General features: G+C 61.2%; 12 protein-coding genes. 4 read left to right on the forward strand and 8 right to left on the reverse strand.

Features of this window, described 5'->3' with window-relative positions; all coding sequences use genetic code 11:
- Window positions 1-29 precede the first annotated feature (29 nt).
- The 4 genes from LJ738_RS14285 to LJ738_RS14300 all read right to left on the reverse strand — a co-directional run bounded on the left by LJ738_RS14285 (window position 30) and on the right by LJ738_RS14300 (window position 7,021).
- Entirely contained in the window at window positions 30-1,853 is a 1,824-nt protein-coding gene (locus tag LJ738_RS14285; protein ID WP_227787101.1) for a DUF885 domain-containing protein, read from the reverse strand.
- 272 nt (window positions 1,854-2,125) lie between these two features.
- Window positions 2,126-2,317: a hypothetical protein gene (locus LJ738_RS14290; RefSeq protein ID WP_227787102.1), complete on the reverse strand. Its 192-nt coding sequence runs from the start codon at window positions 2,315-2,317 to the stop codon at window positions 2,126-2,128.
- 251 nt (window positions 2,318-2,568) lie between these two features.
- Window positions 2,569-5,145, reverse strand: a complete 2,577-nt coding sequence (locus LJ738_RS14295; protein ID WP_227787103.1) for a T9SS type A sorting domain-containing protein — start codon at window positions 5,143-5,145, stop codon at window positions 2,569-2,571.
- A gap of 631 nt (window positions 5,146-5,776) precedes the next feature.
- A complete protein-coding gene (locus tag LJ738_RS14300) occupies window positions 5,777-7,021 on the reverse strand; it encodes a T9SS type A sorting domain-containing protein (RefSeq protein ID WP_227787104.1) in 1,245 nt (414 codons plus the stop codon).
- Window positions 7,022-7,470: 449 nt separating this feature from the next.
- On the opposite strand from LJ738_RS14300, the gene LJ738_RS14305 reads away from it, so the two are divergent.
- A complete protein-coding gene (locus LJ738_RS14305) occupies window positions 7,471-10,650 on the forward strand; it encodes a serine hydrolase domain-containing protein (RefSeq protein ID WP_227787105.1) in 3,180 nt (1,059 codons plus the stop codon).
- Window positions 10,651-10,758: 108 nt separating this feature from the next.
- On the forward strand, window positions 10,759-12,384 hold the full coding sequence (locus tag LJ738_RS14310) for a 3-(methylthio)propionyl-CoA ligase (RefSeq protein ID WP_262907691.1): 1,626 nt from the start codon (window positions 10,759-10,761) through the stop codon (window positions 12,382-12,384).
- Window positions 12,385-12,480: 96 nt separating this feature from the next.
- On the opposite strand, the gene proC is transcribed toward LJ738_RS14310, so the two are convergent.
- The 3 genes from proC to LJ738_RS14325 all read right to left on the reverse strand — a co-directional run bounded on the left by proC (window position 12,481) and on the right by LJ738_RS14325 (window position 16,050).
- Complete coding sequence (gene proC / locus LJ738_RS14315; RefSeq protein WP_227787107.1) at window positions 12,481-13,281, reverse strand: pyrroline-5-carboxylate reductase; 801 nt, start codon at window positions 13,279-13,281, stop codon at window positions 12,481-12,483.
- A gap of 81 nt (window positions 13,282-13,362) precedes the next feature.
- On the reverse strand, window positions 13,363-14,742 hold the full coding sequence (locus tag LJ738_RS14320) for a vanadium-dependent haloperoxidase (protein ID WP_227787108.1): 1,380 nt from the start codon (window positions 14,740-14,742) through the stop codon (window positions 13,363-13,365).
- 126 nt (window positions 14,743-14,868) lie between these two features.
- The gene (locus LJ738_RS14325) at window positions 14,869-16,050 is read right to left on the reverse strand and encodes an acyltransferase family protein (RefSeq protein ID WP_227787109.1); all 1,182 of its coding nucleotides are present in this window, start codon (window positions 16,048-16,050) and stop codon (window positions 14,869-14,871) included.
- Between the two features lie 271 nt (window positions 16,051-16,321).
- Between LJ738_RS14325 and LJ738_RS14330 the strand changes: the two genes are divergently transcribed.
- Both LJ738_RS14330 and LJ738_RS14335 read left to right on the forward strand, forming a co-directional pair.
- A complete protein-coding gene (locus LJ738_RS14330; protein ID WP_410779924.1) occupies window positions 16,322-19,528 on the forward strand; it encodes a SusC/RagA family TonB-linked outer membrane protein in 3,207 nt (1,068 codons plus the stop codon).
- 22 nt (window positions 19,529-19,550) lie between these two features.
- A complete protein-coding gene (locus LJ738_RS14335) occupies window positions 19,551-20,849 on the forward strand; it encodes a RagB/SusD family nutrient uptake outer membrane protein (protein WP_227787110.1) in 1,299 nt (432 codons plus the stop codon).
- Window positions 20,850-21,179: 330 nt separating this feature from the next.
- Here the strand turns inward: LJ738_RS14335 and LJ738_RS14340 are convergent, their stop codons facing one another.
- The gene (locus LJ738_RS14340) at window positions 21,180-22,391 is read right to left on the reverse strand and encodes an anhydro-N-acetylmuramic acid kinase (RefSeq protein ID WP_227787111.1); all 1,212 of its coding nucleotides are present in this window, start codon (window positions 22,389-22,391) and stop codon (window positions 21,180-21,182) included.
- Window positions 22,392-22,446 lie beyond the last annotated feature (55 nt).

The following is a 22,446-nucleotide window of genomic DNA, read 5'->3' on the forward strand; positions in this document are numbered from 1 at the left end:
AGGGGCCGGGGGTGAGGTTCCTCAAGCCGCTATTGCTTCGCGGCCCAGGCGTCCATCTTCTTTTCCAGCACAGCCAGCGGCATGGAGCCATCCTTCAGCAGCTCGTCGTGGAAGTCGCTGAGCTTGAACTTGGGGCCCAGCTGCTTTTCGTACTTGGCGCGCAGCTCCCGGATTTTGAGCTGGCCGATTTTGTAGCCCAACGCCTGGCCGGGAATGGCCATGTAGCGCTCAATGGCCGAAGTGGCCTCGTCGCGGGTGGTGCTCAGGTTGGCCAGTAGGTACTCGATGGCCTGCTCGCGGGTCATGTGGCGCGAGTGCAGGCCGGTGTCAACTACCAGGCGCACGGCGCGCAGCATCTCATCGCCTAGCGCGCCCATTCGCTGATAGGGGTCTTTAAACAGGCCCAGTTCAGGGCCCAGGCTTTCGCAGTACAGCGCCCAGCCTTCTACGTAGGCATTCTGGCCCCCGAAGCGGCGGAACTTGGGCAGGCTGGTGTTTTCCTGCTGCAGCGAAATCTGGTAGTGGTGACCCGGAATGGCCTCGTGCAGGAACAAGGACTCCATGCCCGAGGTGGTGGCAAACGTGGTGGCATCGGGGATGGGCACGTAGAATATGCCCGGCCGCGAGCCGTCCGGCGAGCCCTGGTTGTACTCGGCTGAGGCCGAGGCTTCGCGGAACTTCTCGGTTTCGCGGATTTCAAAGGGCGTTTTGGGCGTGCGCCCAAACATCTTCTTCAGGTTGGGCAGCATCCGCTGGTGGATGTTTTCGAAGGCAGCCAGCACTTCCTGCGGCGTTTTGAAGGGCCGGAACTTAGGGTCGGTGTTCAGGTACTTGAAAAACGCCTGCAGGTCGCCCTTGAAGCCCACCTCCGACTTTATCTGCTCCATCTGGGCCCGAATGCGCGCCACCTCGGAGAGGCCAATCTGGTAGATTTCGGCCGGCGTCTTGTCGGTCGTGGTCTCGTACTTCACGTCGTAGGCATAGATTTCCTTGCCACCGGGTACGGCATCGATGCCACTCGTGGTGCGTGCTTTGGGCAGGTATTCCTGCTGCAGGAAAGTGCCCAGCTTGCGGTAGGCCGGCACCAGTTCGGTCAGGATGGCTTTCTTGTAGGCGTCCGTGATGCGGGTTTTGTCGGCATCCGAAAAGTTCTTGGGGAAGCGCGAAATGGGGCCGTAGTACAGGCTCTTGGTCGGGTCCGTCACGAGAATATCGGGAGCTTGCAGCTGCGGAATCATGCGCACCACCAGCGCCCGCGGCAGCACCACGCCCCGCCGCATGCCCACCCGGAAGTTGCCGATGGCCGAGTCGGTCCACGCCGTGAAGCCGTGCACCCGACCCAGCCAGTTGTCGTAGTCCTTCACGGTCTTAAAGGGCTGGTTGCCTTGGCCGGAGCCGTACTGGCCCATCGTAATAGGCAAGCCGTAGAACTGGTTGGCGGGCATCATCCAGGTGTTGAGCTTGAGGCCGGCCAGCCCGTGGTTCATCTCGTAGGCGAAGATGTCGTAGCTGATTTTGTCGTTGTCGTTCAGCTTTTCGCGGTCGAACTGCTGCAGCCGGGTCAGGTAGTTCTGGTAAAAAGCGTGCAGCGTGTCGCGAAAGGCCCGCGTCTGGTTGTTGGGCAGGATGTTGTTGTAGCGGTTGTCGCCATACGCCGTGGCCGACATCGGGTCGAGGCGCAGCTGCTTTTCCCAGTAGCTGTTGAATAAGCCCTGCAGGCCGGTGGTCGTATCGGCGGCGGCTTCGGTGCCGGCGGGCTGGCCGGTGGCGGTAGCGTTTTCGGTGGTTTTGGTCTGGTTGCAGGCCGTGGTGAGCGCCGCGGCCACAAGGCCGGCGAGGGCGAGTTTTTTCATGAAGGAAGGAGCCGAATTAAGCGGAACGTTGAGGTCAAATAACGGCAAAATACCCGAAGGGCACCGCTAGGAGTGGGGCTCGGTAGCAGCGGGAAGACCCACCGACTGCGTCTGAGCCAGCTCAACTTAGGCTTTTATGGAAGTCATTATCTTGGAGTTTAGGGAGATACGCAAGTATAAAGATATTTACCCAAGCCACGTTTCCCCCGGAGTTATAGCAAAGAGCCTCTCCGGGGACCGAAGAGGCTCTTGCGTATGGCAGCGGCTCCTGTTTATTTCTTGTGGTGGGCCATGGCCTTATGCCCGGCCTTGCGCCCGGAGTGCTTTGCCATGCGGTGCGTGCTGGATTTCCGGGTGGTTTGGGTGGTAGACTTGGCTGTGGAGGCCGTTGAAGTGGGGGTGGTCTGCGCCACGGCGGCAACCGTGCACAGCGCAGCCGCGAGCGAAAGCATGAGCGTTTTCATGAGAATTAAGGGTTAAAAGGGTTAAGGAATGATTCAAATTTATTGGAGCCAAAGTGAAAATCATGTGAGGTTTTACCCGCTGTAAATAAAGATTTTAACACTGAATTCTCGGTTGAAACCTAGCCTCCGCCGTGCTGTCGTAACGACGTATTTATCAACCTGCAACCAGCCATATGCCGCCAGCAAAAAGCCCCGGCATGGCGCCGAGGCTTTTACAAATGGAGCTAAAAATTGAGCTAACTACCCAAAGACTATTGCCGCACGAGGCGCTGCGTTACGGTGCCCTCTGTGGTGACGGCCCGCAGCACGTACACGCCGGTGGGCAAGCTGCTCAAATCCAATTCGCGGGCGGTAGCGGCTGCGGCCAGGCTGCTGGTCAGCACCTGCTGCCCGAGGGCGTTGTACACCGTGAGTTGTGCGGCGGAGTGGCTCCCGGCAATGCTGACGGTGAGCGAGCCGGTGGTGGGGTTGGGGAATACCGCCAGCCCAAAGGCCGACTGCCCCGAGCGTACCGCCGTAACCGTGACCGTAACTGCTGCCGAAGGGGCTGACACGCAGCCATTCGTGCTAATGACTACGGTGTATGCCCCGCTTTGTTTGGTGGTATAAGTGGCGCTGGTAGCCCCGGCAATGGCCACACCATTAAGGTAATACTGGTAGGTAGCGCCGGCTACCGTGGGCGTGCTCAATACGCCGTTGGCTAAGGTCAGAATGGGTTGGGCGGGCAGGGCGTTCACCGTGAGCGTTGCCGTAGCCGAGGTGGCAGCACAGCCGCCGCTGGCTGCTACCGTGTTGGTGATGGTATAGGTGCCGGGCTGGCTCTGGGCCAAGTCAATGGCGCCGGTGCTGGTGTTCAGCCCTAAGCCCGTTGTTGAGCTGAATGTGCCCGCCGAGGCACCACTGGCCAGGGTAGGGGCGACGCTAGTGCTGGCACAATAGGCCGAGGCAGGGTAGCTGAACGTGGCAGCGGCCGGGGCCGTGATGGTCACCGTTTGGGTGCTGCTGCTCGGGCAGGGGCCACCCACGGCGTAGGTAATGGTGTAAGTGCCCGGCGAGCTGCTGCCTGGCGTGATGGTACCCGTAGTTGCATTCAGGCCCAACCCGGCTGGCGAGGCGGCAAAGGTGCCGCCAGTTGTGCCGGTTACGGTAGCCGCCGCGGCCCCGCTGCTCTGACAAACACTGGCGCCGGCGTAGCCGAAACTCGCCGTAGTTAGTGGGTTCACGGTCACAGAAACGGGCGCCGAAGTAGCTGTGCAGCCCCCGGGGTTGGTGATGAGGACCGTATAAGAGCCGCTGGCCGTGGCCACGTAGCTGGTGCCCGTGGCGCCGCTGATGGCCTGGCCGTTGTTCAAGAACTGGTACGTAGCCGCGCCCGTGCCGCCCGTGGCGGTCAGCGTAACCGAGCCGCCCTGGCAGAACGTGGTAGCCGCGGCGGCGGTTAGGGCCGGCGTGGGCTGGGCATTGAGCACGAGCGAAGTGCTGGCCGAGGCAGCGGAGCAGCCGTTGGCTGCTGCGAGGCTGTTGATGATGGTGTAGGTGCCGGCCTGGCTCTGGGCCACATCCACGGCGCCGGTGCTGGCGTTCAAGCTCAGGCCCGCTGGGCTGGCCGTGTAGGTGCCGGCGGTGGCGCCCGCTGCCAGCGTAGGCGAGATGGTGCCCTGGGTGCCCGCGCAGCGGCTGCCGCCCACGTAGCTAAAGTTGGCCGTGGGGGCTGCTGTGATGGTAACGCTGACGCTGGCGCTGGCCGGGCAGGTGCCCCCAATGCCATACGCCACCGCGTAGGTGCCGGGCTGGCTCTGGCTCAGGTTGATAATGCCGGTAGTGGGGTTTAGACTCAAGCCCGTGGGCGAAGCCGAGAACGTGCCGCCGCTGGGCGAGGCCGTGGGCGTGGGGGTGCTGGGGCCGCTCAGGCAGTAGCTCGGCAGGGCATAGCTAAACGACACCGTGGGAAGCGGCGTGGCAGTAACGATTATCGTATTGGAAGTAGAAGTGCACGTGGCGGGATTGTACGCTACCACGCGGTAGGCGCCGCTGGTGGTGGCGGTGTAGGTAGCGCTGGTCGCGCCCGGAATCTGCACGCCATCCTTCTCATACTGAAAGGTGTAGCCGCTGGCGCCCAGCCCGCTCGCATTGGCCGACAGCAGCACCGAGCCGCCTTGGCAAAACGTGGTGGGCGTGGCGGCGGTCAGGTTTACCACGTTCTGCTTCAGCACCAGTACCGTTACGGATGCCGAAATGGAGGAGCATCCGGTGGCGTTGGTTACTTCCACCGAATAGCTGCTGTTGGCCGTGACCAGAGCCGTGTACGTGGGGCTGGTAGCGCCCACTATTTCCCGGCCGTTGAGCAAAAACTGGTAGGTGTTGCCCGCGGCAACGGGCCCGGCCACCAGGTAAATGGTGCCCTGCTGGCAAAAGGTGGTGGGGCCCTGCGAGTTGATGGTGGCCGTGGGGGGCTGGCCCACCGTCACGGTAGCCACGGTAGAGGCCACCGCGGGGTTGGTGCCGTTCTGCACAATGGCACGGTAGCTGGTGGTGGTCTGGATGTTGGAGAAGGTGTACGTGGGCGAAGTGCCGACCACGTCCACGTAGCCGCTGCCGCTATCGGCCTGGTACTTAATAATGGAGCCGGTGTAGCCCGTCAGGGTCAGCGTACCGGAATTGAAGCCGGCGCAGACCGACGAAGCCGCCGGGCTGAGCGTGCCGCCGCTGGGGCTGGTGGTTTGGGCTTGCGTGCGGCCCGGCAGCAGGCCTGCCACCATCAGCCAGAGCAATACGAGAAGGCGGGGCCACGTTGCGAGTGGCTGGTGTGTTTGTAGGAGTGAATTCATGAAAAAAACTAAGGGGTTGAAAGTGTAGTTAAGCTGAAATAGACGGTCGGGCGTGGTGGGCTGAACAGTAACGCAGACCTGGGTTCAGCCACAGGGTTTAAAAGCCCCTCGTTCAATAATGCCAAGGCCACCATTTGCAATGATTTATAGTGGCGAATAGGCGCACAAACTGAACGGTAATGTTGCGCTCACAACACTACCGCCTCAACATGAAGCCAACATGATAAGCGGAACCAGTAGAGGCTCGTCGGCGCTAAAAATTCCGGGCTCGGGGCTACTGCCCGTCTGCAGCGGGCGGAAACGTGAGCAGGAACGAGGTGCCCAGCCCCTCAATGGAATTTACCTCAATCCCGATTCCGTGCCGGTCGGCGATGGTGCGGGCAATGCTTAGCCCCAGGCCATAGCTGTCAGGGTCGGGTCGGTGGTGGCGCCTTTGTCGAAGCGGTGAAACAGGCGCGGGAGCTGGTCTTTGGCAATGCCCTGGCCTGTCCGGACCTCGCAGGCGCCGGCCGCCCCAGCAGGTAAATTAGGCCGTTAGACCTTTTTATATAAAAAGAAAAGCCCTACATCACGCTAGGGGACGTAGGGCTTTTCACTAAGATTTTGCCGAAAGCCGGCAAAAGGAGAGAACTTATTCGCGCACCAGACGCTGAGTGGAGCGGCCGGAGGTGCCGGTCAGTTCAAGGAAGAACGTGCCTTTGTTGAGCGTGTTCAGCTCGATGCGGCCGTTGGTGGCCAATTTGCCGCTAAGCACCGCTTGGCCCAGAACGTTGAGGACACGATACTGAGTTGCACCTACTGCAGAAGGCACCGTAATGCTGCCCGCGCTGGGGTTGGGGAAAACAGCAAGTTCAGCAGTCTTTTGTTCAACTATAGACACAATAGGTGAGTAGGCATCTGTGCCGTCAACGTCAATTTGACGCAACCGATAGTATGCCTGTCCAGCTAAAGGGTTTTCATCGGTAAAGGAATAGGTCCGTGCCGAAGTAGTGTTACCTGAACCTGCAATCTTAGTCAGAGGTACAAAGTTTAAAGCATCTGCTGAACGTTCAACTTCAAAAAAGGAATTGTTAATCTCATTAGCTGTAGACCAACCAAGGAAGACGGTGCCCTTGGGTGTGCGTTTGCCAATAAATTGGGTAAGGGTTACGGGCAGTGCTGCGAGGTTCTGACAAGTTTGGTCGTTAGTCGGAGGGGGAATAAGGGGAGTCCCAGTTGTGGCAACACACCCACTTGGTTGCGGCTGCCCTTTTACACAAGTGATTAAATTTGAAGTGGTGAAAAGCGTGGATCCAGAGTTTCCAAAGATGTTTCCCACAATGCGTAGGCCAGCAACGCCAGTTGTTGGCCCGGTGATGTTGGGGTTGCCTGTACCTACAACCACATTGCCGGTTACAATCAGCAGCGAGTTATTTGCCAACGTGAAATTTTTGCTTGCTTGGTTTTGAAAATTGAGTGTGCAGCCTATTGTAACTACAGAATTTGCTCCTACACTAGTTTCAACTTTGTATAAATCCAGCACTCCTACTGAAAGTTGCGGCATAGAAGGCGTCCGCGAAACAGAGGATCCAATTATCAAATTAGCATTACTTAATGAGAGAGTAATATTAGGAACGCTTGCAGTTAAAGAACCGCCCGTGTTGATAGTAATAGTGCCCGAGCTGCTAAAATCCTGGCTGAGGGTAACCGCATGGTTAATAATGATGGTGCTTGTGGAGGTGGGAGCCGCGGTGCAGCCGCCAGTATATATGCTAGGGTCCAAAATGTTGCCCGCTTTGGTGGTAGTATATACGCACTGTGCGTTGGCACGGGTACTAATGAAGCCAGTCAAGACCAGTATTAGGGAAAAGAGTAAATAACGTTTCAAAGCGGTCATTATGTAAAAGGTGAGTTTTAAGGGAATCAGAATCGAGAAGGCTTGTTATGGGCTATGTTTTTGCGGTGCGTAAAGCTTACCAGTACTTTATATTCAGTAAACAGTTGAGATATGCTTTACATCAAGTTCATTAATTACAATTAAGCGGCTGCAAGGTAGTGAATATTATCGGTTTTATTATAAACAAATATATGCTATGCCTCGTATCACATCGGGCCTTTAAAAAATCAAGCTTAATCTTATTTGGATTAAATTATCATATTTCGCCATATAATTGGACATAACGCGGCTGCAAATGGGCGCAGTAAAAAATTTAGTGCTCAATTTACAGGTCAAATGACGATTGTGAGCTATCATCGAAATGCCCTATTCATCTGACTTACTACTGACGTGTTTAACTGTCTTGCGGCAGCCGGTGCTACTTTCGTAGTAAAAATCCCGCCCTCGCCTTGTCGTTCCCTAAATCCTTCCAGTCTCTTCTCGTGTGCCTGCTGCTGGCGGCTCCGCTGCTAGCTCCGGCCCAGCACCGCCCCGGGCATGCTCCCCAAAAAGCAGCTACCCATCGGGCCGCACCAGCCGCTCCTAAAACCAGGACCACCAGGCCAAAGACTGCCCGCGCCAAAGCAACAACCGCTGCCCGCCAAGCGGCGGCGCGCAAAGCTGCCCTGACGCCGAAAAAAGCGGCTCCTGCCCCCGCCTTTACCCAGTACCTACATTCGCCCTGGGTGGATAGCCTGATGCGTGTGCTCACTCCCAACCAGCGGGCAGCCCAACTCTTTATGGTAGCGGCGTATTCTAACCGCACGCGGGTGGACGAGGACTCGATTTCGGCCCTGATTAAGCAGTACGGCATTGGCGGGCTTATCTTCTTCCAGGGCGGGCCGGCCCGGCAGGCGCGGCTGCTGAACCGCTACCAGAGCCAAAGCCAAGTGCCGCTGCTGGTGGCCCTGGACGGGGAGTGGGGCGTGGGCATGCGCCTCGACAGCGTGGTGAAATTCCCGTACCAGATGAGCCTGGGGGGCGAAACCGATACTACGCTGCTCTACGACATGGGCCACGAAGTGGCCCAACAGTTCAAGCGGCTGGGCATGCACGTCAATTTTGCGCCCGTGGTGGATGTAAACAACAACGCCGCCAACCCCGTCATCGGCTTTCGCTCCTGGGGCGAAAACCCGGCGGCTGTATCGCGCGATAGCCGCCAGTACATGCGCGGCATGCAGGATGCGGGCATTCTAGCGGTGGCCAAGCACTTTCCTGGGCACGGCGACGTGGATGCCGATTCCCACCTCGCCCTGCCCACCGTGCGGGTAGACCGCCGCCGGCTCGATACGCTGGAGTTGCCGCCTTTCCGCAGCCTGATTGCGGGTGGCCTTGGGGGCATGATGGTGGCCCACCTCAACGTGCCCGCGCTGGATACGGTGAGTGGCCCCAGCACCCTTTCGCGGCCCATTATCACGGACTTCCTGCGGAAGGAGATGGGCTTTAAAGGGCTGATTTTCACTGATGCCATGAACATGAAGGGTGTCATCAGCAAGTTTCCGCCCGGCGAGGCCGATGTGCGGGCCCTCATTGCGGGCAACGACATCCTGGAGTTTAGCAAGAATGTGCCGCTGGCCATTCAGATGGTGCGCGCCGCTGTGGATAGCGGCCGTATTTCGCAAAAGGAAATCGACGAGCACTGCCGCCGCGTGCTGGCCCTCAAGCAGTGGGCTGGCCTGGACCACTACCGGCCTATCGAAACCAAGCACATTTACGAAGACCTCAACGGGCCCCACGCCCGATACCTGAGCCACCGGCTCACGGAGCTCAGCATCACGCTGCTGCGCAACCAAAACAAGCTGCTGCCCCTGCAGCGGCTAGATACCCTGCGCATTGCCACGCTGGTACTGGGAGGCTCCGCACGCGATACCACCGACTTCCAAAAAGCGGTGGCCGACTATGCCCCCACGGCGCATTTCCATGCCTCGGCCTCGCCCACGCTAGATGAGCTGCTGCAACTGCGCACCGCCCTTAAGCCTTATAATATGGTGCTGGTGTCGCTGCAAAGCCTGGGCCGACTGCCCGCTACCAGCTTCGGCATTACGCCCGAAACCAACCTGCTGCTCCGTGAGCTGGTGAATCAAAAGCAGGAAGTGGTGGTGAGCGTGTTTGGCTCGGCTTATGCCGTGGCCAAAGTGCGCGACCTCGACCGTGCCGGCGCCGTGGTGTTGGCCTACCAAGAGAGCCCCGATGCCCAAAACCTAGCCGCGCAGGCCATTTTTGGCGGCATGGCAGCTGCAGGCAAGCTGCCCGTCACGGTGTCGGACCGCTACCCGCGCGGCTATGGCCTGCGCACCGCCGGTAACCTGCGCCTGCGCTACGCCAACCCCGAAGACGTGGACATGGACGGGCACCTCGAGGCCCAGGTAGATAGCCTGGTGGGCCGGGCTATGGCGGCTCAGGCGTTTCCGGGCGCGCAGGTGGTCATTGCCCGGCGCGGCACGGTGGTGCTGCGCAAAAGCTACGGCAACCACACGTATGCAGGCCTGGGCAACGTGGTTATTCAAAAGAAAAAGAAGCGTAAGCAGCAGGCTGCCTCCAGCCCAGAATCGCTATCGGTGCCGCGCCCCGTGCGCAATGACGACATCTACGACCTGGCCTCGGTGACCAAACTCATGGCCTCGACGCCCGCCCTGCTCAAGCTGCAGGAGCAGAATAAATTCAGCCCCGACAGCACCATGGGGCAGTATTTCCCTTTCCTGCGGGGCACCAACAAGGCCAACTTGCGCATGCGCGATGTGCTCACCCATCAGGCCCGGCTCAAGGCTTGGATTCCGTTTTGGAAGGAGCTCACCAGAAAGAACGGCGAGCTGCGCCGGCGCTTTTTCCGGTCCGATTCCTCGGCCCGGTTCCCGCTGCCGGCTGCCCAGGGGCTGTGGGCTCGCAAGAAACTGCCGGCCCGCATCTACAAGGAAATAGGGGAGTCGCCGCTGAATGAAAAGCCCGGCTACGTTTATTCCGACCTGTCGTTTATTCTGTATCCGGAGCTGGTGAAGGCGCGCACCGGGCAGACATTTGATGCCTTTTTGCAGCGCGAGGTATATGGCCCACTGGGCGCCACCACCCTGGGCTTCCGGCCTACCAACCGCTTTCCGCTGCGCCGCATCGTGCCCACGGAAGTCGATTCGGCGTTCCGCCGCCAGCTGCTGCACGGCACCGTGCACGACGAAGGAGCCGCGCTGCTCGGCGGCCTTTCGGGCCACGCCGGCCTGTTTGGCTCGGCCAATGACCTGGCCAAGCTGGCCCAAACTTACGCCTGGGGCGGGCGCTACGGCGGCCAGCAGATTTTCAAGCAGGAAATTCTGGCCGACTGGACCCGCTGCCAGTTCTGCCCCGATAACCGCCGCGCCCTGGCCTTCGACCGGCCCGCCACCAACCCGACTGTGAATTCCGCCAAAAATGCTTCCCAGAGCAGCTACGGCCACACCGGCTACACCGGCACGTATTTCTGGGTTGAGCCCAAGGAGGATTTGGTGGTAATACTGCTCACCAACCGCGTGCATCCCTCGCGCAACAACAACAAGCTGACGGAGCTGGGCGTGCGCAGCGCGCTGCTGCAAATAGCCATTGAGGCCGTGCACAAGCAATGAGAAACGCTGGTTGCGAACCGGATAAGTAACGCACGGTTGTAGGGGTTCTGGAATCAGAAATATTAGGTAGCTTGGCTGCCATTCCCACCCCTTACTGCCGACGGACTTATGCTAGGATTGATGATGGCTGACCAGCTGCGCGTGGCCGGCGTGCTCGAACACGCCGCCAAGTGGCACGCCGAATCCGAAGTCGTTTCGCGCCTGCCCGAGGGCGGCATTCACCGCTACACCTACGCGCAGGCGCACCACCGCAGCAAGCAGTTGGCCAATGCCCTGCTGAAACTGGGCATTAAGGACGGCGAGCGGGTGGGCACGCTGGCTTGGAACACGCACCGGCATTTCGAGCTCTATTTTGGCGTGGCGGGCATCGGGGCCGTGTGCCATACCATCAACCCGCGCCTGTTTCCGGAGCAGCTGGTTTACATCATCAACCACGCCGAGGACCGGCTGCTGTTCTTTGATATCACCTTTTTGCCCTTGGTGGAGCGGCTGGCGCCCCTGTGCCCCAGCGTGGAGAAGTGGGTGCTGATGACTGGCCCCAAACACTTGCCCACCGATTCTACTCTGCCCGGCTTGTGCAGCTACGAAGACCTGCTTGCCGCCGAATCGGCCGATTATGAATGGCCGATGTTTGACGAAAACACGGCCTGCTCGCTCTGCTACACCTCCGGCACCACCGACCAGCCCAAGGGTGTGCTGTACTCGCACCGCTCCACGGTGCTGCACGCCATGGCCATTTCGCTGCCCGATGCCCTGAGCTGCTCGGCGCTGGATGTGGTGATGCCCGTGGTGCCCATGTTCCACGTCAATGCCTGGGGCCTGCCGTATGCGGCCCCGCTCAACGGGGCCAAGCTGGTACTGCCCGGCGCCGGCATGGACAGTGCCAGCCTGTACGAGCTGGCCGAGAACGAAGGCGTGACTTTCTCGGCCGGCGTGCCCACCATCTGGCTGGCGCTGCTGCAATTCATGCGCGAAGGCAAGCGCACGTTCAGCACCTTGCGGCGTACGGTGGTGGGCGGCTCCTCATGCCCCCCAGCTCTGATGAAGGCGTTTGAGGAGGAGCTGGGTGTGACCATCAAGCACGCCTGGGGCATGACCGAAACCAGCCCGCTGGGCACCGCCGGCCACATCAAGCCGAAACACCAGGCGCTAAGCCCCGCCGACAACCTGGCCGTACGGGCCAAGCAGGGCCGCGTGGTGTTTGGCGTGGATATGAAAATTGTGGGCGACGACAGCCAGGAGCTGCCGCACGACGGGGTGGCTTTCGGCGACTTGCTGGTGCGCGGGCCATGGGTGGTGGGCGACTATTTCCGCAGCGGCAAGCCCGGTGAGCTAACGGCCGACGGCTGGTTCCGGACCGGTGACGTGGCCACCATCGACCCCGACGGCTACATGCAAATTACCGACCGCTCGAAGGACGTCATCAAGTCCGGCGGCGAGTGGATTTCCAGCATCGATTTGGAGAACCTGGCCATTGCCCACCCCGCCGTGGCCGAAGCCGCCGTGATAGGAGTGCCCAGCGCCAAGTGGAGCGAGCGGCCCCTGCTGGTAGTAGTGCGCCGCCCCGGCATGGACGTGTCGGCCCCGGACCTGCTCGCATTTTTCAAAGGGAAAGTAGCCAAGTTCTGCGAGCCCGATGCCGTGGAGTTTGTGGAGCAATTGCCCCACACAGCCACCGGCAAGCTGCTCAAAACGCAGCTACGCAAGGACTTTGCAGGGTACTCGGTGGCGTAGGGTCATTTAACAGTTAACAATTAACAGCTGTTCAATTAGCGCCATTCGGGCTGCCTGAAAGACTGTTAATTGTTAATTGATAACTGTTAAATGAAATCATTTCCCCAGCTCCTCGGCCCGGTCGCGGGCGGCCACGGCGCCGGCTACCAGCCCTTCGCGCACCTGCCCTGCGCCGAAAGCGTGCATGGCCGCCTCCGTAGTGCCGCCTTTGGAAGCCACTTTGGCAATCCAGTCGGTGCAGCTCAGGCCTGATTGGGAGTACAGCTCCACCGCGCCGCGGAAGGTCTGGCTCACCAGCAGCTCGGCTTCGGCCGGGGTGAAACCCATTTGGGTGGCGGCGGTCATCAGGGCATCCATGCAGTAGTACACGTAGGCCGGGCCGCTGCCCGAGATGGCCGTGGCCGCATCAATGGCCGATTCTTCCTCGACGTAAACCGTCTTGCCCGTGGTGCTGAGAAGGTTTTGCACCTGCACCAGCTCGGCGCGGGTTACTTCGTCGGTGCTGGTGAAGGCCGTCATGCCCATGCCGATTTGGGCGGGCAGGTTGGGCATGGCCCGAATGACTTTGGGCGTGCGCAATTCTTCGCGGAGCGTGGCAATGCGCACCCCAGCCATGATGCTGAGCACCACTTGGTGCGGCTGCACCAGCCCGCGCATCGCCTCAAACAGGGCCGGCGAATCCTGCGGCTTCACCGCCAGAATGATGATGTCAGCTCCCGGCACGCACTGGGCGGGGTCGCCCCATACGGTGCCCAGCTCGTGCGCGGCCAGGGCCGCCACGCGCTGGGGCGAGCGGGCCAGCAGCCGCAAATCGAGCCGCGAGGTGATGTGCGCCCGCACAAAGCTGCGGGCATAAGTCAGGCCCATGTTGCCGCCCCCGACGATGAGAATTTTCATAGCTGTAGTTGCTTGCTAACCAGAGTAAGGTCGCAAGTTCGGCACGAAGCATCCTACTGCCGCCGGAGGGGGCAACTAGCGCTAGCGGTGGAAGCGTAGGGCACTCACGTTGCGGCCCACTTTCACGCCTTCGCTCAAGCCTACTTCGTTTCCGTTGCGGAAGTGAATGCCGCCATAGAGGCGTGACATGGCTGCTTCGTCGGCAAAAGCGGCAAAGTTGGCGAATGAACGGGGCTCAAAGCCCGGTCCCCGGGTCTGGTGTGTGTAGTCGGTAAAGGGCGTTTGGGCACCAAACATGTCGGACAGGACTTGCGCGGTAGCTGCTGATTGGGTGGCGTGGCCGGATACAAACTCCGGGAAAGGGGGCGTTTCCCAATCTGGATTCCAGGTGGGGTCAATCATGGCCCGGATGGCCGTGACGGGCCGTTCCCAGTTATAGACGTATTTGCATTTCCAGCAGCCCATGAATGCATCGGCGACGGCAACGCCTACGCGGGCGTAGGCTTCGCTTGCTGTGGCGAGCGTGGCCTTCCGGTCGCGCAGCACGATGGACGTGATGCTCACCATATGGCCAGGCGGGGTAATGGTTTTGCCGGCATCGGCCCAGTAGGCGGAGATAACGCGCTGCCCTGCAGTAAGGGAGCGGCTCGTATTATACACCTCTAGTGCCTGGGCGTAATATGCGGAGCCAGGCTGCTTGGAGTACGTGTACGCAAGGCCAGGCATGGGCAGCGCGGCGTTGGCGGGCACGAAGCGGCGGTTGTTGCCCCAGTTGGGCTGCAGCGCCATACCGGCTGCGCCGGGCGATGTCTGCACCCACAATCCCACTCCGACGGGCGGCACGTAGCTGCTGGACTGGTTATTAAGGTAGCCTTGGTGCCCACCGTCGGTCTTCGACCAGTCGAACACGGCTTGGGCTACCTGCTGCCCAAACTTCACCGATCGGTCAAATTCTGCCGCCGTGTAGTAAGGCTGATTGAGGGCCGTTTCCAGCGAATCGATAGTGGCGCGCTGGGCCGCTGTGGCGTTGCCAAAAAGATTTTTGATAATGAAGGCTTCGGCAGCGTTCGCCGATACGTTCCAGTTATAGAGCTGGCCTGCCTCGGGTTGGGGCAAGGCACCCAAGCTAGTGAGTTGGCCGGCCAGGGATTGATATTCCGGCATGCCGGGCACTACGGCTTCGTAGAGGGTCACGCCGGAGTAGCCCAGCGCCCGGGCCGCTACCGGAGGCGAAAAGCCAGTCCCGTTTTTAATCAGCCGCAATTCTACATCAGCCCACTTAGTAGCTACGTCTGACGAATAGCTTTCCGTTAGCGGGGAAGCCGGCTTGGGGTCCATCAACGGGTCAGGGTCGGGGCTACAGGCCGAGAACAGCAGGGTAACGGCAAGGATGGAAACGGCACTTGCGCGCCGGAGAAACGAGTGGTTAGCCGGTGCTGATGGAGGTACGGTTGTTTTCATAGTGGCTGTGGATGTATTTGGTGGAGGACCCGACAAATATAAGTACAGCCATTGCAAAAATCATATTATTTCTTATTTTAATATAAGCTGAACAGTATTAGGCAATGATTCTACCCCTGACGCCGCTCATACTTTCAGCACAATGCCCTTTTTATACATCCAGCTCAATATTCCGAGCCAGATAAGCACCAGCACCACCGCGCCCACCAGCGAGGCGGTGCGCGGGTCGGAGAAGAAGGGCGCGATGCCCCACTCGTAGAGCCACTCCTTCAGCCCCACGGTTTTGCCCGCGGGCCCCATCAATTTGAACAGGCTGAACGTGCGCGAGAGCAGGGCCGACAGGCAGAACACCAGAATGGCGTTGACGCCATACACCAGGGCCGGGCGCGTCCAGGCGCGGTAGCCCTGTACGTCGCACACCCAGTACAGGGCCGCCAGCCCCGCCATGGCCAGCCCGCCGGTGTAAAGCACGTAGGGGCTGCTCCACAGGGCTTTGTTGATGGGAAACCACGGCGCCCACACCAGTCCCGCGATTATGACCACGCCGGCCGCTACAAACAGCCAGGCCACTTTGGCGGCCGGCTGCTGGTCGCGCCGCCGCAGCCACTGGGCGGTGAGGCCACCGAGCAGGCCGGTGCCCAGCGCCGGCAAGGTGCCGAGCAGGCCTTCGGGGTCCCAGGTTTTGCTTTGCTTCCAGAGGTGGGCTTCGCCGAATACGAGGCGGTCGAGCCAGGCGCCGAGGTTGGTGCTGGGCTCCAGGTTGGCAGGGCCGAAGCCCGGCACGGGCACCAGCTGCATGAGCACGGCGTAGCCCACCAGAAACGCCACCAGCAGATACACCTGCGTGCGCCAGTTAGTTTTCAAGAAGATGAAGCTGCAGCCCAGAAATACCAGCGCAATCCGCTGCAGCACGCCCATGATGCGCACCACCGAAAAGTCGAACTTGGGGTAGAGCGACAGGAGCAGGCCCAGCCCAAATAGCACGGCGGCCCGCCGCAGCACGCGCAGCAGCACGGCGCCTTGCGGGCCACCCTTCTGCTTCACGCCATCGAGGGCATACACCAAACTCACGCCCACGATGAACAGGAAAAACGGGAAAATGAGGTCCGTGGGCGTGCAGCCGTTCCATTCGGCGTGCTCGAACGGCGGGTAAATGTGGCCCCAGTCGCCGGGGTTGTTCACCAGAATCATGGCCATGACGGTGATGCCCCGGAAGACATCCAGCGAGATGAGGCGGCCGGGCTGCGAGGCCTCGGCGAGCGGGGTGGCGCCGGTGGTGGCTACGGCGGCTTCGGTGGTGGTTTGCATGGGGCCTAAGGTCGCTATTTATTTCGGGAGAAAAAGCAAGACACGCCGAAGTGGCGGGTAGGCAAAAGCCAGCAGCAGGGAGTAGGGTGCCGGTTTTGTTGGTCTGAAAAGGCGGAATCCGATGACTGCCATCGGCCCAACCAAGGCCGCTTCCCAGCCGGGGCCTACAAGAAAGTTCTGCAGTATTGCCGTCCTGCATTAATGTTGTTTTCTGTAGCTTTATTGCAACAAAATTCCGGATACTCTTTCACCTTTTAACCCTGCTGAAATGATGAAAATTTACGTCTTCGGTAGGCTGCCCCTGCAATGGGCCGGCCTGCTCTTACTGCTCCTGCTGGCCATGCAGGTAGGGGCCCAGCCCACCGGTGGCGCCCGGCGGTATGTGCTGAAGGGCCGCGTGACCGACGCCGCCGGGCAGGACGTGCCCGGCACCACGGTGCGCCTGGAAGGCACCACGGCGGGCGCTACCTCGGGCAGCGACGGGGCGTATTCGCTGGAGGCAACCTTGGCGCCCGGACTTTACACCCTCACCTTTAGCTCGGTGGGCTTTACGACCGAGACGCGGGCCATTACGCTGGGGGCCGACGAAACCGTGACCACCAACGTGGCGCTGACGGTAGCCCGCCAGAAGCTCGACGAGGTGGTGGTGGTGGGCTCCACGGTGAGCGCGCCCAAGCGCGAGCTGGGCAACGCCATCAGCACCATCAACGGGGCCGAGCTGACCCAAAGCGGCTCGGGTGGGGTGCTCAACTCGCTGCAGGGCAAGGTGCCCGGCGCGCAGATTACCCAGAACTCCGGCGACCCGGCCGGCTCGCTGTCCATTCGCCTGCGGGGCGTGCACTCGCTCCAGGGCTCTTCCGACCCGCTGTATGTAATTGACGGCGTGATTGTGAGCAACGCCAGCACCAACGTGTCGCAGCTGGCCGTGAGCAACGACGTAGGCGTGGCCAATGCCGGCCAGAACCGCCTGGCCGACCTCAACCCCAACGACATCGCCAGCATCAACATCATTAACGGGGCGGCGGCGGCGGCCCAGTACGGCTCGCGCGCGGCCAATGGCGTGGTGCTCATCACCACCAAGCGCGGCCAGGCCGGCACGCCCCGGGTGTCGGTGTCCACCAGCTTCAATATCAACGAGCTGCGCAAGTCGGTGCCGGTGAATACCTACGGCAAGCAGTTTGGCTTTGCCGGGCTGCGGCTCTACACCATCGGCGGGGTCACGCCGGCCCAAATAGCGGCCAACCCCGGCACTACCACGGTGGGCATCAACCGCGCGGGCGCCGTCACGCAGCTGGCTTCTAACCTGGTGGACGTGCCGCGCTACGACTACTTCAAGGAGATTTTCCGGACCGGCTACGGCACCGACGACGCGGTTTCCATCGCCGGCGGTTCGGACCAGACGCAGTACTACGTGTCGGCCAACTACCTCAAAAATCAGGGCATCATCAAGGGCACCGACTTCACGCGCTACAACCTGCGGGCGCGGGTCGACCAGCGCCTTACCAATTGGGCTAAAGTCTCGGCCGGGTTGAGCTACATCAACAGCTTCTCCAACGAGAAGGCCAACGGCAACGTGTTCTACAGCCCCATCAACTCCATCAACATCACCAACAATATCTACGACATCAACCAGCGCGACGCCGCCGGCAACCTGCTGGCCGTGGAGCCCACCCGCGTAAACCCGCTCTCTACCATTGAGGACATGAAGTTTACGCAGAGCGTGAACCGGACGGTGGGCGACGTGCAGGTGAACCTGACGCCTTTTAAGAGCTTTTCGCTCGACTACGTGTTGGGCGTGGACGCTTACTCGCAGGTGGGCCAGAGCTACATCCGGCCCTATCCGTACCAGGCCACGGCCGGCCTGCCCGCCGCCCGCTACCCCTTAGGCTTCGCGGCCAACGGCAACAACGCGGTACTGCAGCTCAACTCCGACGTGAACGCAGGCTACGAAATCGCGGTCAACGAAAACCTTAAGGTGAACCTGCGGGCGGGCTACAGCTACCAGTTTGCCCGGCAGGACTACACCACCACGCAGGGGCAGAACCTGGCCCCGTTCATCACCACGGTGTCGGGCGCGGCGAGCACCACCGTGGTGTCGGCCTACAGCCTCGACCGCTTTGATTTGAGCGGCTACTACGGGCAGGCCACCATCGGCTACCGCAACCTGGCCTTCCTGACCGGAGCCGTGCGGCGCGACCGGTCGTCGAAGTTCTCCACCACCGAAACCAACCAGGTGTACCCCAAAATCAGCGGCTCGCTGGTGCTGTCCGACCTGGGCTTCTGGCAGAACGCAGCTTATGCCAACACCTTCAATAGCCTCAAGCTGCGCGCCAGCTACGGCGAAGCCGGCAACCTGACGGGCATCGGGTCATATGACCGGTTTTACCAGTTCAACCCGGTGGGTTTCCTGGGCCGCAACACCATCACGCCCGGCACCACCCTGGCCAATCCGGCTGTGAAGCCCGAGCGCATGGCTGAGACCGAAGCCGGGGCCGACCTGGGCTTTCTGCGCGACCGCCTGAACCTGGGCCTCACGTTCTACTACCAGAAAATCAACGACCTGGTGGTGCGCCGCAACCTGGCCCCGAGCACCGGCGGCTCTTCCATCGTGAACAACGTGGGCTCGATGGAAAACCGCGGCCTGGAGATTGCGCTGAACGCCGTACCAGTGAAAACCAGCAACTTCACCTGGGACGTGGGCGTGATTTACAACCGCAACCGCAACAAGGTGCTGAGCCTGCCCGGCTCCAACGGCGCCACCCAGGCCATTTCCATCGACAACGTGGCCGGGGCCCCGGTGTACTTGCTGGAAGGGCAGCCGGCCGGCGTGTTCTTTGGCTCGGCCTACGCCCGCAACCCCGACGGCTCGCTGCTGCTCACAGCTCAGGGCTTCCCGCAGGACGAGCGCACCATCGGCCAGGCCGTAGGCTCGACGCAGTTCACGCCGGCCCGCAACAGCGAAGGCCAACCCAGCTACGGCCCGGGCTCAACCATTGCCAACGTCATCATCGGCAATCCCAACCCGAAGTGGACGGGCTCGTTCACGACAAACCTGACTTATAAGAAGCTTTCGCTGCACGTGCTGCTCGACGCCGTGCAGGGCGTGGACGTGTTCAACGCCGACAAGCGCACCCGGCAGGGGGTGGGCCTGGGCGACCTGGCCGAGCAGGAGCTGCGCGGGCAGCTGCCGCGCGGCTACATCTTCGCCATCTACAACACCCAGGAATTCCGCGTCGACGACGGCTCGTACGTGAAGCTGCGCGAAGTGGCCCTGAACTACACGCTGCCCACGTTCACCAAGCTCATCAGCGCCCTGAACCTCACGCTGGTGGGCCGCAACCTGTACTCGTGGGACAACTACAACGGCTTCGACCCCGAAACCAGCGCCGGCGGCACCTCCGACCTGCTGCGGGCCATCGACTTTGGCAACGTGCCCATTCCGCGCACCTACCAGCTGAAGCTGTCGGCCTCCTTCTAATGCCTGTTCTTTCCTTATTATCATGAAGAAACTACTCGTTTTTGCCGCCCTGCTGCCCCTGGCCCTCGGCAGCTGCAACAAGGAATACCAGAACCCCAGCACTACCAGCCAAGACCAGGTGGTGGCCTCTTCCGACGGCCTCATCACCCTCTGCAACGGCCTGCAGTACCGCTACGCCGCCGGCGGCTTCCTGAGCGTGCTCTACAACACCGTGGCCGCCGGCGGGCTCACTACCCGCGAACTGGCCATCCTGAACGTGGGCAACATCGAGGAATACAACGTCAGCCTCGGGGCCGGCAACCTCACCAACAGCAACGGCGTGGCGCGCAACCTCTGGACCCAGAGCCAACTGGTGCGCGCCAACGCCGACCTGATTCTGCTAAATGCGGGCAACGCCCCGGAGGCCGGCACCCGCAGCGGCATCGTGGCCTACGCCAGTATTTTCCGGGCGCTGGCGCTGGGCACGCTGGCCCAGTATTTTGAGCAGGCCCCGCTCACCACGCAGGAAAACGCCCCCTTTGTGCCCCGCCTCGACCTGCTGCGCAGCGCCGTAACCCAGCTCGAAGCCGCCGCCACGCAGCTGGCCGCCACGCCGGTTTCGGCCGATTTCAACGCCAAGATTGTGCCCGGCATCGACCTGACCAACACAGTGCAGGCCCTGATTGCGCGCTACAGCCTCGAAGCCGGCGACTACGACAAGGCCCTGGCCGCCGCCGGCAAAGTAGACCTGACCAAAAAGTCGGTGTTCAACTTCGACGACAACACTCGCAACCCCTTGTTCGAGACTTCTTTCGGCAACAAGAACGTGTTTGAGCCTACCAACGCCAGCCTCGGCCTGACGGGTGCGCTAGCTCCTAACTCCGCCGACCGACGCCTGCCGTTCTATATCCGCTCGAACCCGGCCGCCACGCAAAACCTGGGCACGGGCTTCTACACCGCCAACAACGCGGCCGTTCCGGTGTACCTGCCCGGCGAGATGCTCCTGATTCGGGCCGAAGCCTACGCCCGCAAAGCCGACCTGACCAACGCCGTAGTTGAGCTGAACAAGGTGCTCACCAAGACGCCGGCCGCCGATGCCTTCGGGGTGGGGGCCGCGCTGCCGGCCTACTCCGGGCCCCTCACCGCCGATGCCATCCTGCTGGAAATCTACCGCAATCGCCAAATTGAGCTGGCCTTCCAGGGGTTCCGCCTCAGCGACAGCCGGCGCTTTGGCCGGCCCGGCCCGGGCACCACGGGGGCCGAGCGTAACCGAAATTTCTTGCCATACCCCCGGGTAGAGCGGGAGAACAATTCCGCCACGCCAGCTGACCCTACGATTTAGTAGGACTCAGTCCGCCAACCTTTGCATCTGTCATGCTGAGGCACGAAGCATCTTATCACGCCTGAGTCGTTCAGCGGAGATAAGATGCTTCGTGCCTCAGCATGACAGGCGAATAAAAAGCAGCCCCTCACGTCTAGCGAAACTGGACAGAGGGGCTGCTTTCTGTTGAAGCTCTTCAGGAATTTGCTATTGGCAGTTCGGTCATGCAGAGCGCAGCGAAGCATCTTATCAGTTCAGCGCGACTCGTTCCGCGGGGATAAGATGCTTCGCTGCGCTCTGCATGACAGACATATAAACAGACATATAAAATGAAGCTAACCAATGGCTGAATCAGCCCGGGAATGAAATTTTCCCCATGCTTACGGCTGGCACCCGCTGCCGGCCAGCGCCAATCGCCACCGGCTGGCCTGCCACGGTTTCGTTGGCTAACACTGCAAACAGAATAGCTTCTTTAGCATCGCCAGGCACGCCCAATACATCGGTGCTCTGGAAGCGGGCGTCGGGCAGGTGCCGCTGCAGCGCCGCCATCAGGGCCGGATTGTGGGCGCCGCCGCCGCTGGTGTACACGGCTGTGGGCGCCGGCCGCTCTGTAAAAGCTGCCTGCACGGCCCGGGCCACGCCTACCGCGCTCAGTTCGGCTAGGGTGGCTAGCGTGTCTTCCAGGCTCAGCGAGGCAGTGTTGCTGCGCTGCTGGGCTTCGGTCAGAAAAGTTGAGCTGAATAGTTCGGGGCCCGTGGTTTTCGGCAGGGGAGCAGCGAAGAACGGGTGGTGGAGCAGGGCCGCCAGCAGGCCCTCGTGCACGTGGCCCGCGGCGGCCAGGCGGCCGTCTTCGTCGTACTGCAGGTTGGGGCGGTGGGCGCGCGCAGTGCCATCGAGCAGGGTATTTCCGGGCCCAGTGTCGGTGCTGAATGCTGTGCTGGCGTCGCCGCCGGCGCGGGGCAGGTACGTGAAGTTGGCAATGCCGCCCAGGTTGAGCAGCAGCCGTTCCTCGTCGGGACTGCTCAGTAGGAGAAAGTCTCCGTAGGCCGCCAGAGGAGCTCCTTCGCCGCCTGCGGCCACGTGCTTCTGCCTGAAGTCGCTGAGGGTGATGATGCCCGTGCCCACGGCTACGTGGTCGCCATCGCCGAGCTGCAGGGTAGCATTGATAGAGAAGTCGGCGCGCTGGTGTTGGTGCTGCGGGGCATGGTACACGGTTTGGCCGTGGCTGGCTACCAGGTCCACGTCGGCCGGCGCTATTTGCCACTCGCGCAGGCAGTCCAGGATGGCGGCGGCATGCAGGCTGCCCAGCCATGGGTTGAGCAGCGTGAGGTATTCCAGGCTGACCTGCTCTTGGGCAAACACGGTGCGAATGCGGGCCCGCGTGTCGTCATTGTAAGGCACGGTCCGGAACTGCTCCAGCTCAAGCTGCGTGCCTGGGCCATGACCAGTGAGCCGGCAGAGCGCCACATCCAGCCCATCGAGCGAAGTGCCCGACATCAGCCCAATGATGCGGCGACTGGGCTGACCCGCAAGCTGGTGCAGGCGCGCAACGTAAGGATTCATACTAAGACCTCTATAAACTACCGCAACGGCACAAAAGTATTTTGTGCCGGCTTGT

Source organism: Hymenobacter plasmatis (genome assembly GCF_020711255.1).
GTDB lineage: Bacteria > Bacteroidota > Bacteroidia > Cytophagales > Hymenobacteraceae > Hymenobacter.

Coding starts and splice junctions, on each gene's coding strand:
- LJ738_RS14310 (WP_262907691.1), top strand. CDS start 10,759: ATGCTAGGATTGATGATGGCTGACCAGCTGCGCGTGGCCGGCGTGCTC.
- LJ738_RS14295 (WP_227787103.1), bottom strand. CDS start 5,145: ATGAATTCACTCCTACAAACACACCAGCCACTCGCAACGTGGCCCCGC.
- LJ738_RS14320 (WP_227787108.1), bottom strand. CDS start 14,742: ATGAAAACAACCGTACCTCCATCAGCACCGGCTAACCACTCGTTTCTC.
- proC (WP_227787107.1), bottom strand. CDS start 13,281: ATGAAAATTCTCATCGTCGGGGGCGGCAACATGGGCCTGACTTATGCC.
- LJ738_RS14325 (WP_227787109.1), bottom strand. CDS start 16,050: ATGCAAACCACCACCGAAGCCGCCGTAGCCACCACCGGCGCCACCCCG.
- LJ738_RS14285 (WP_227787101.1), bottom strand. CDS start 1,853: ATGAAAAAACTCGCCCTCGCCGGCCTTGTGGCCGCGGCGCTCACCACG.
- LJ738_RS14340 (WP_227787111.1), bottom strand. CDS start 22,391: ATGAATCCTTACGTTGCGCGCCTGCACCAGCTTGCGGGTCAGCCCAGT.
- LJ738_RS14290 (WP_227787102.1), bottom strand. CDS start 2,317: ATGAAAACGCTCATGCTTTCGCTCGCGGCTGCGCTGTGCACGGTTGCC.
- LJ738_RS14330 (WP_410779924.1), top strand. CDS start 16,322: ATGAAAATTTACGTCTTCGGTAGGCTGCCCCTGCAATGGGCCGGCCTG.
- LJ738_RS14300 (WP_227787104.1), bottom strand. CDS start 7,021: ATGACCGCTTTGAAACGTTATTTACTCTTTTCCCTAATACTGGTCTTG.
- LJ738_RS14335 (WP_227787110.1), top strand. CDS start 19,551: ATGAAGAAACTACTCGTTTTTGCCGCCCTGCTGCCCCTGGCCCTCGGC.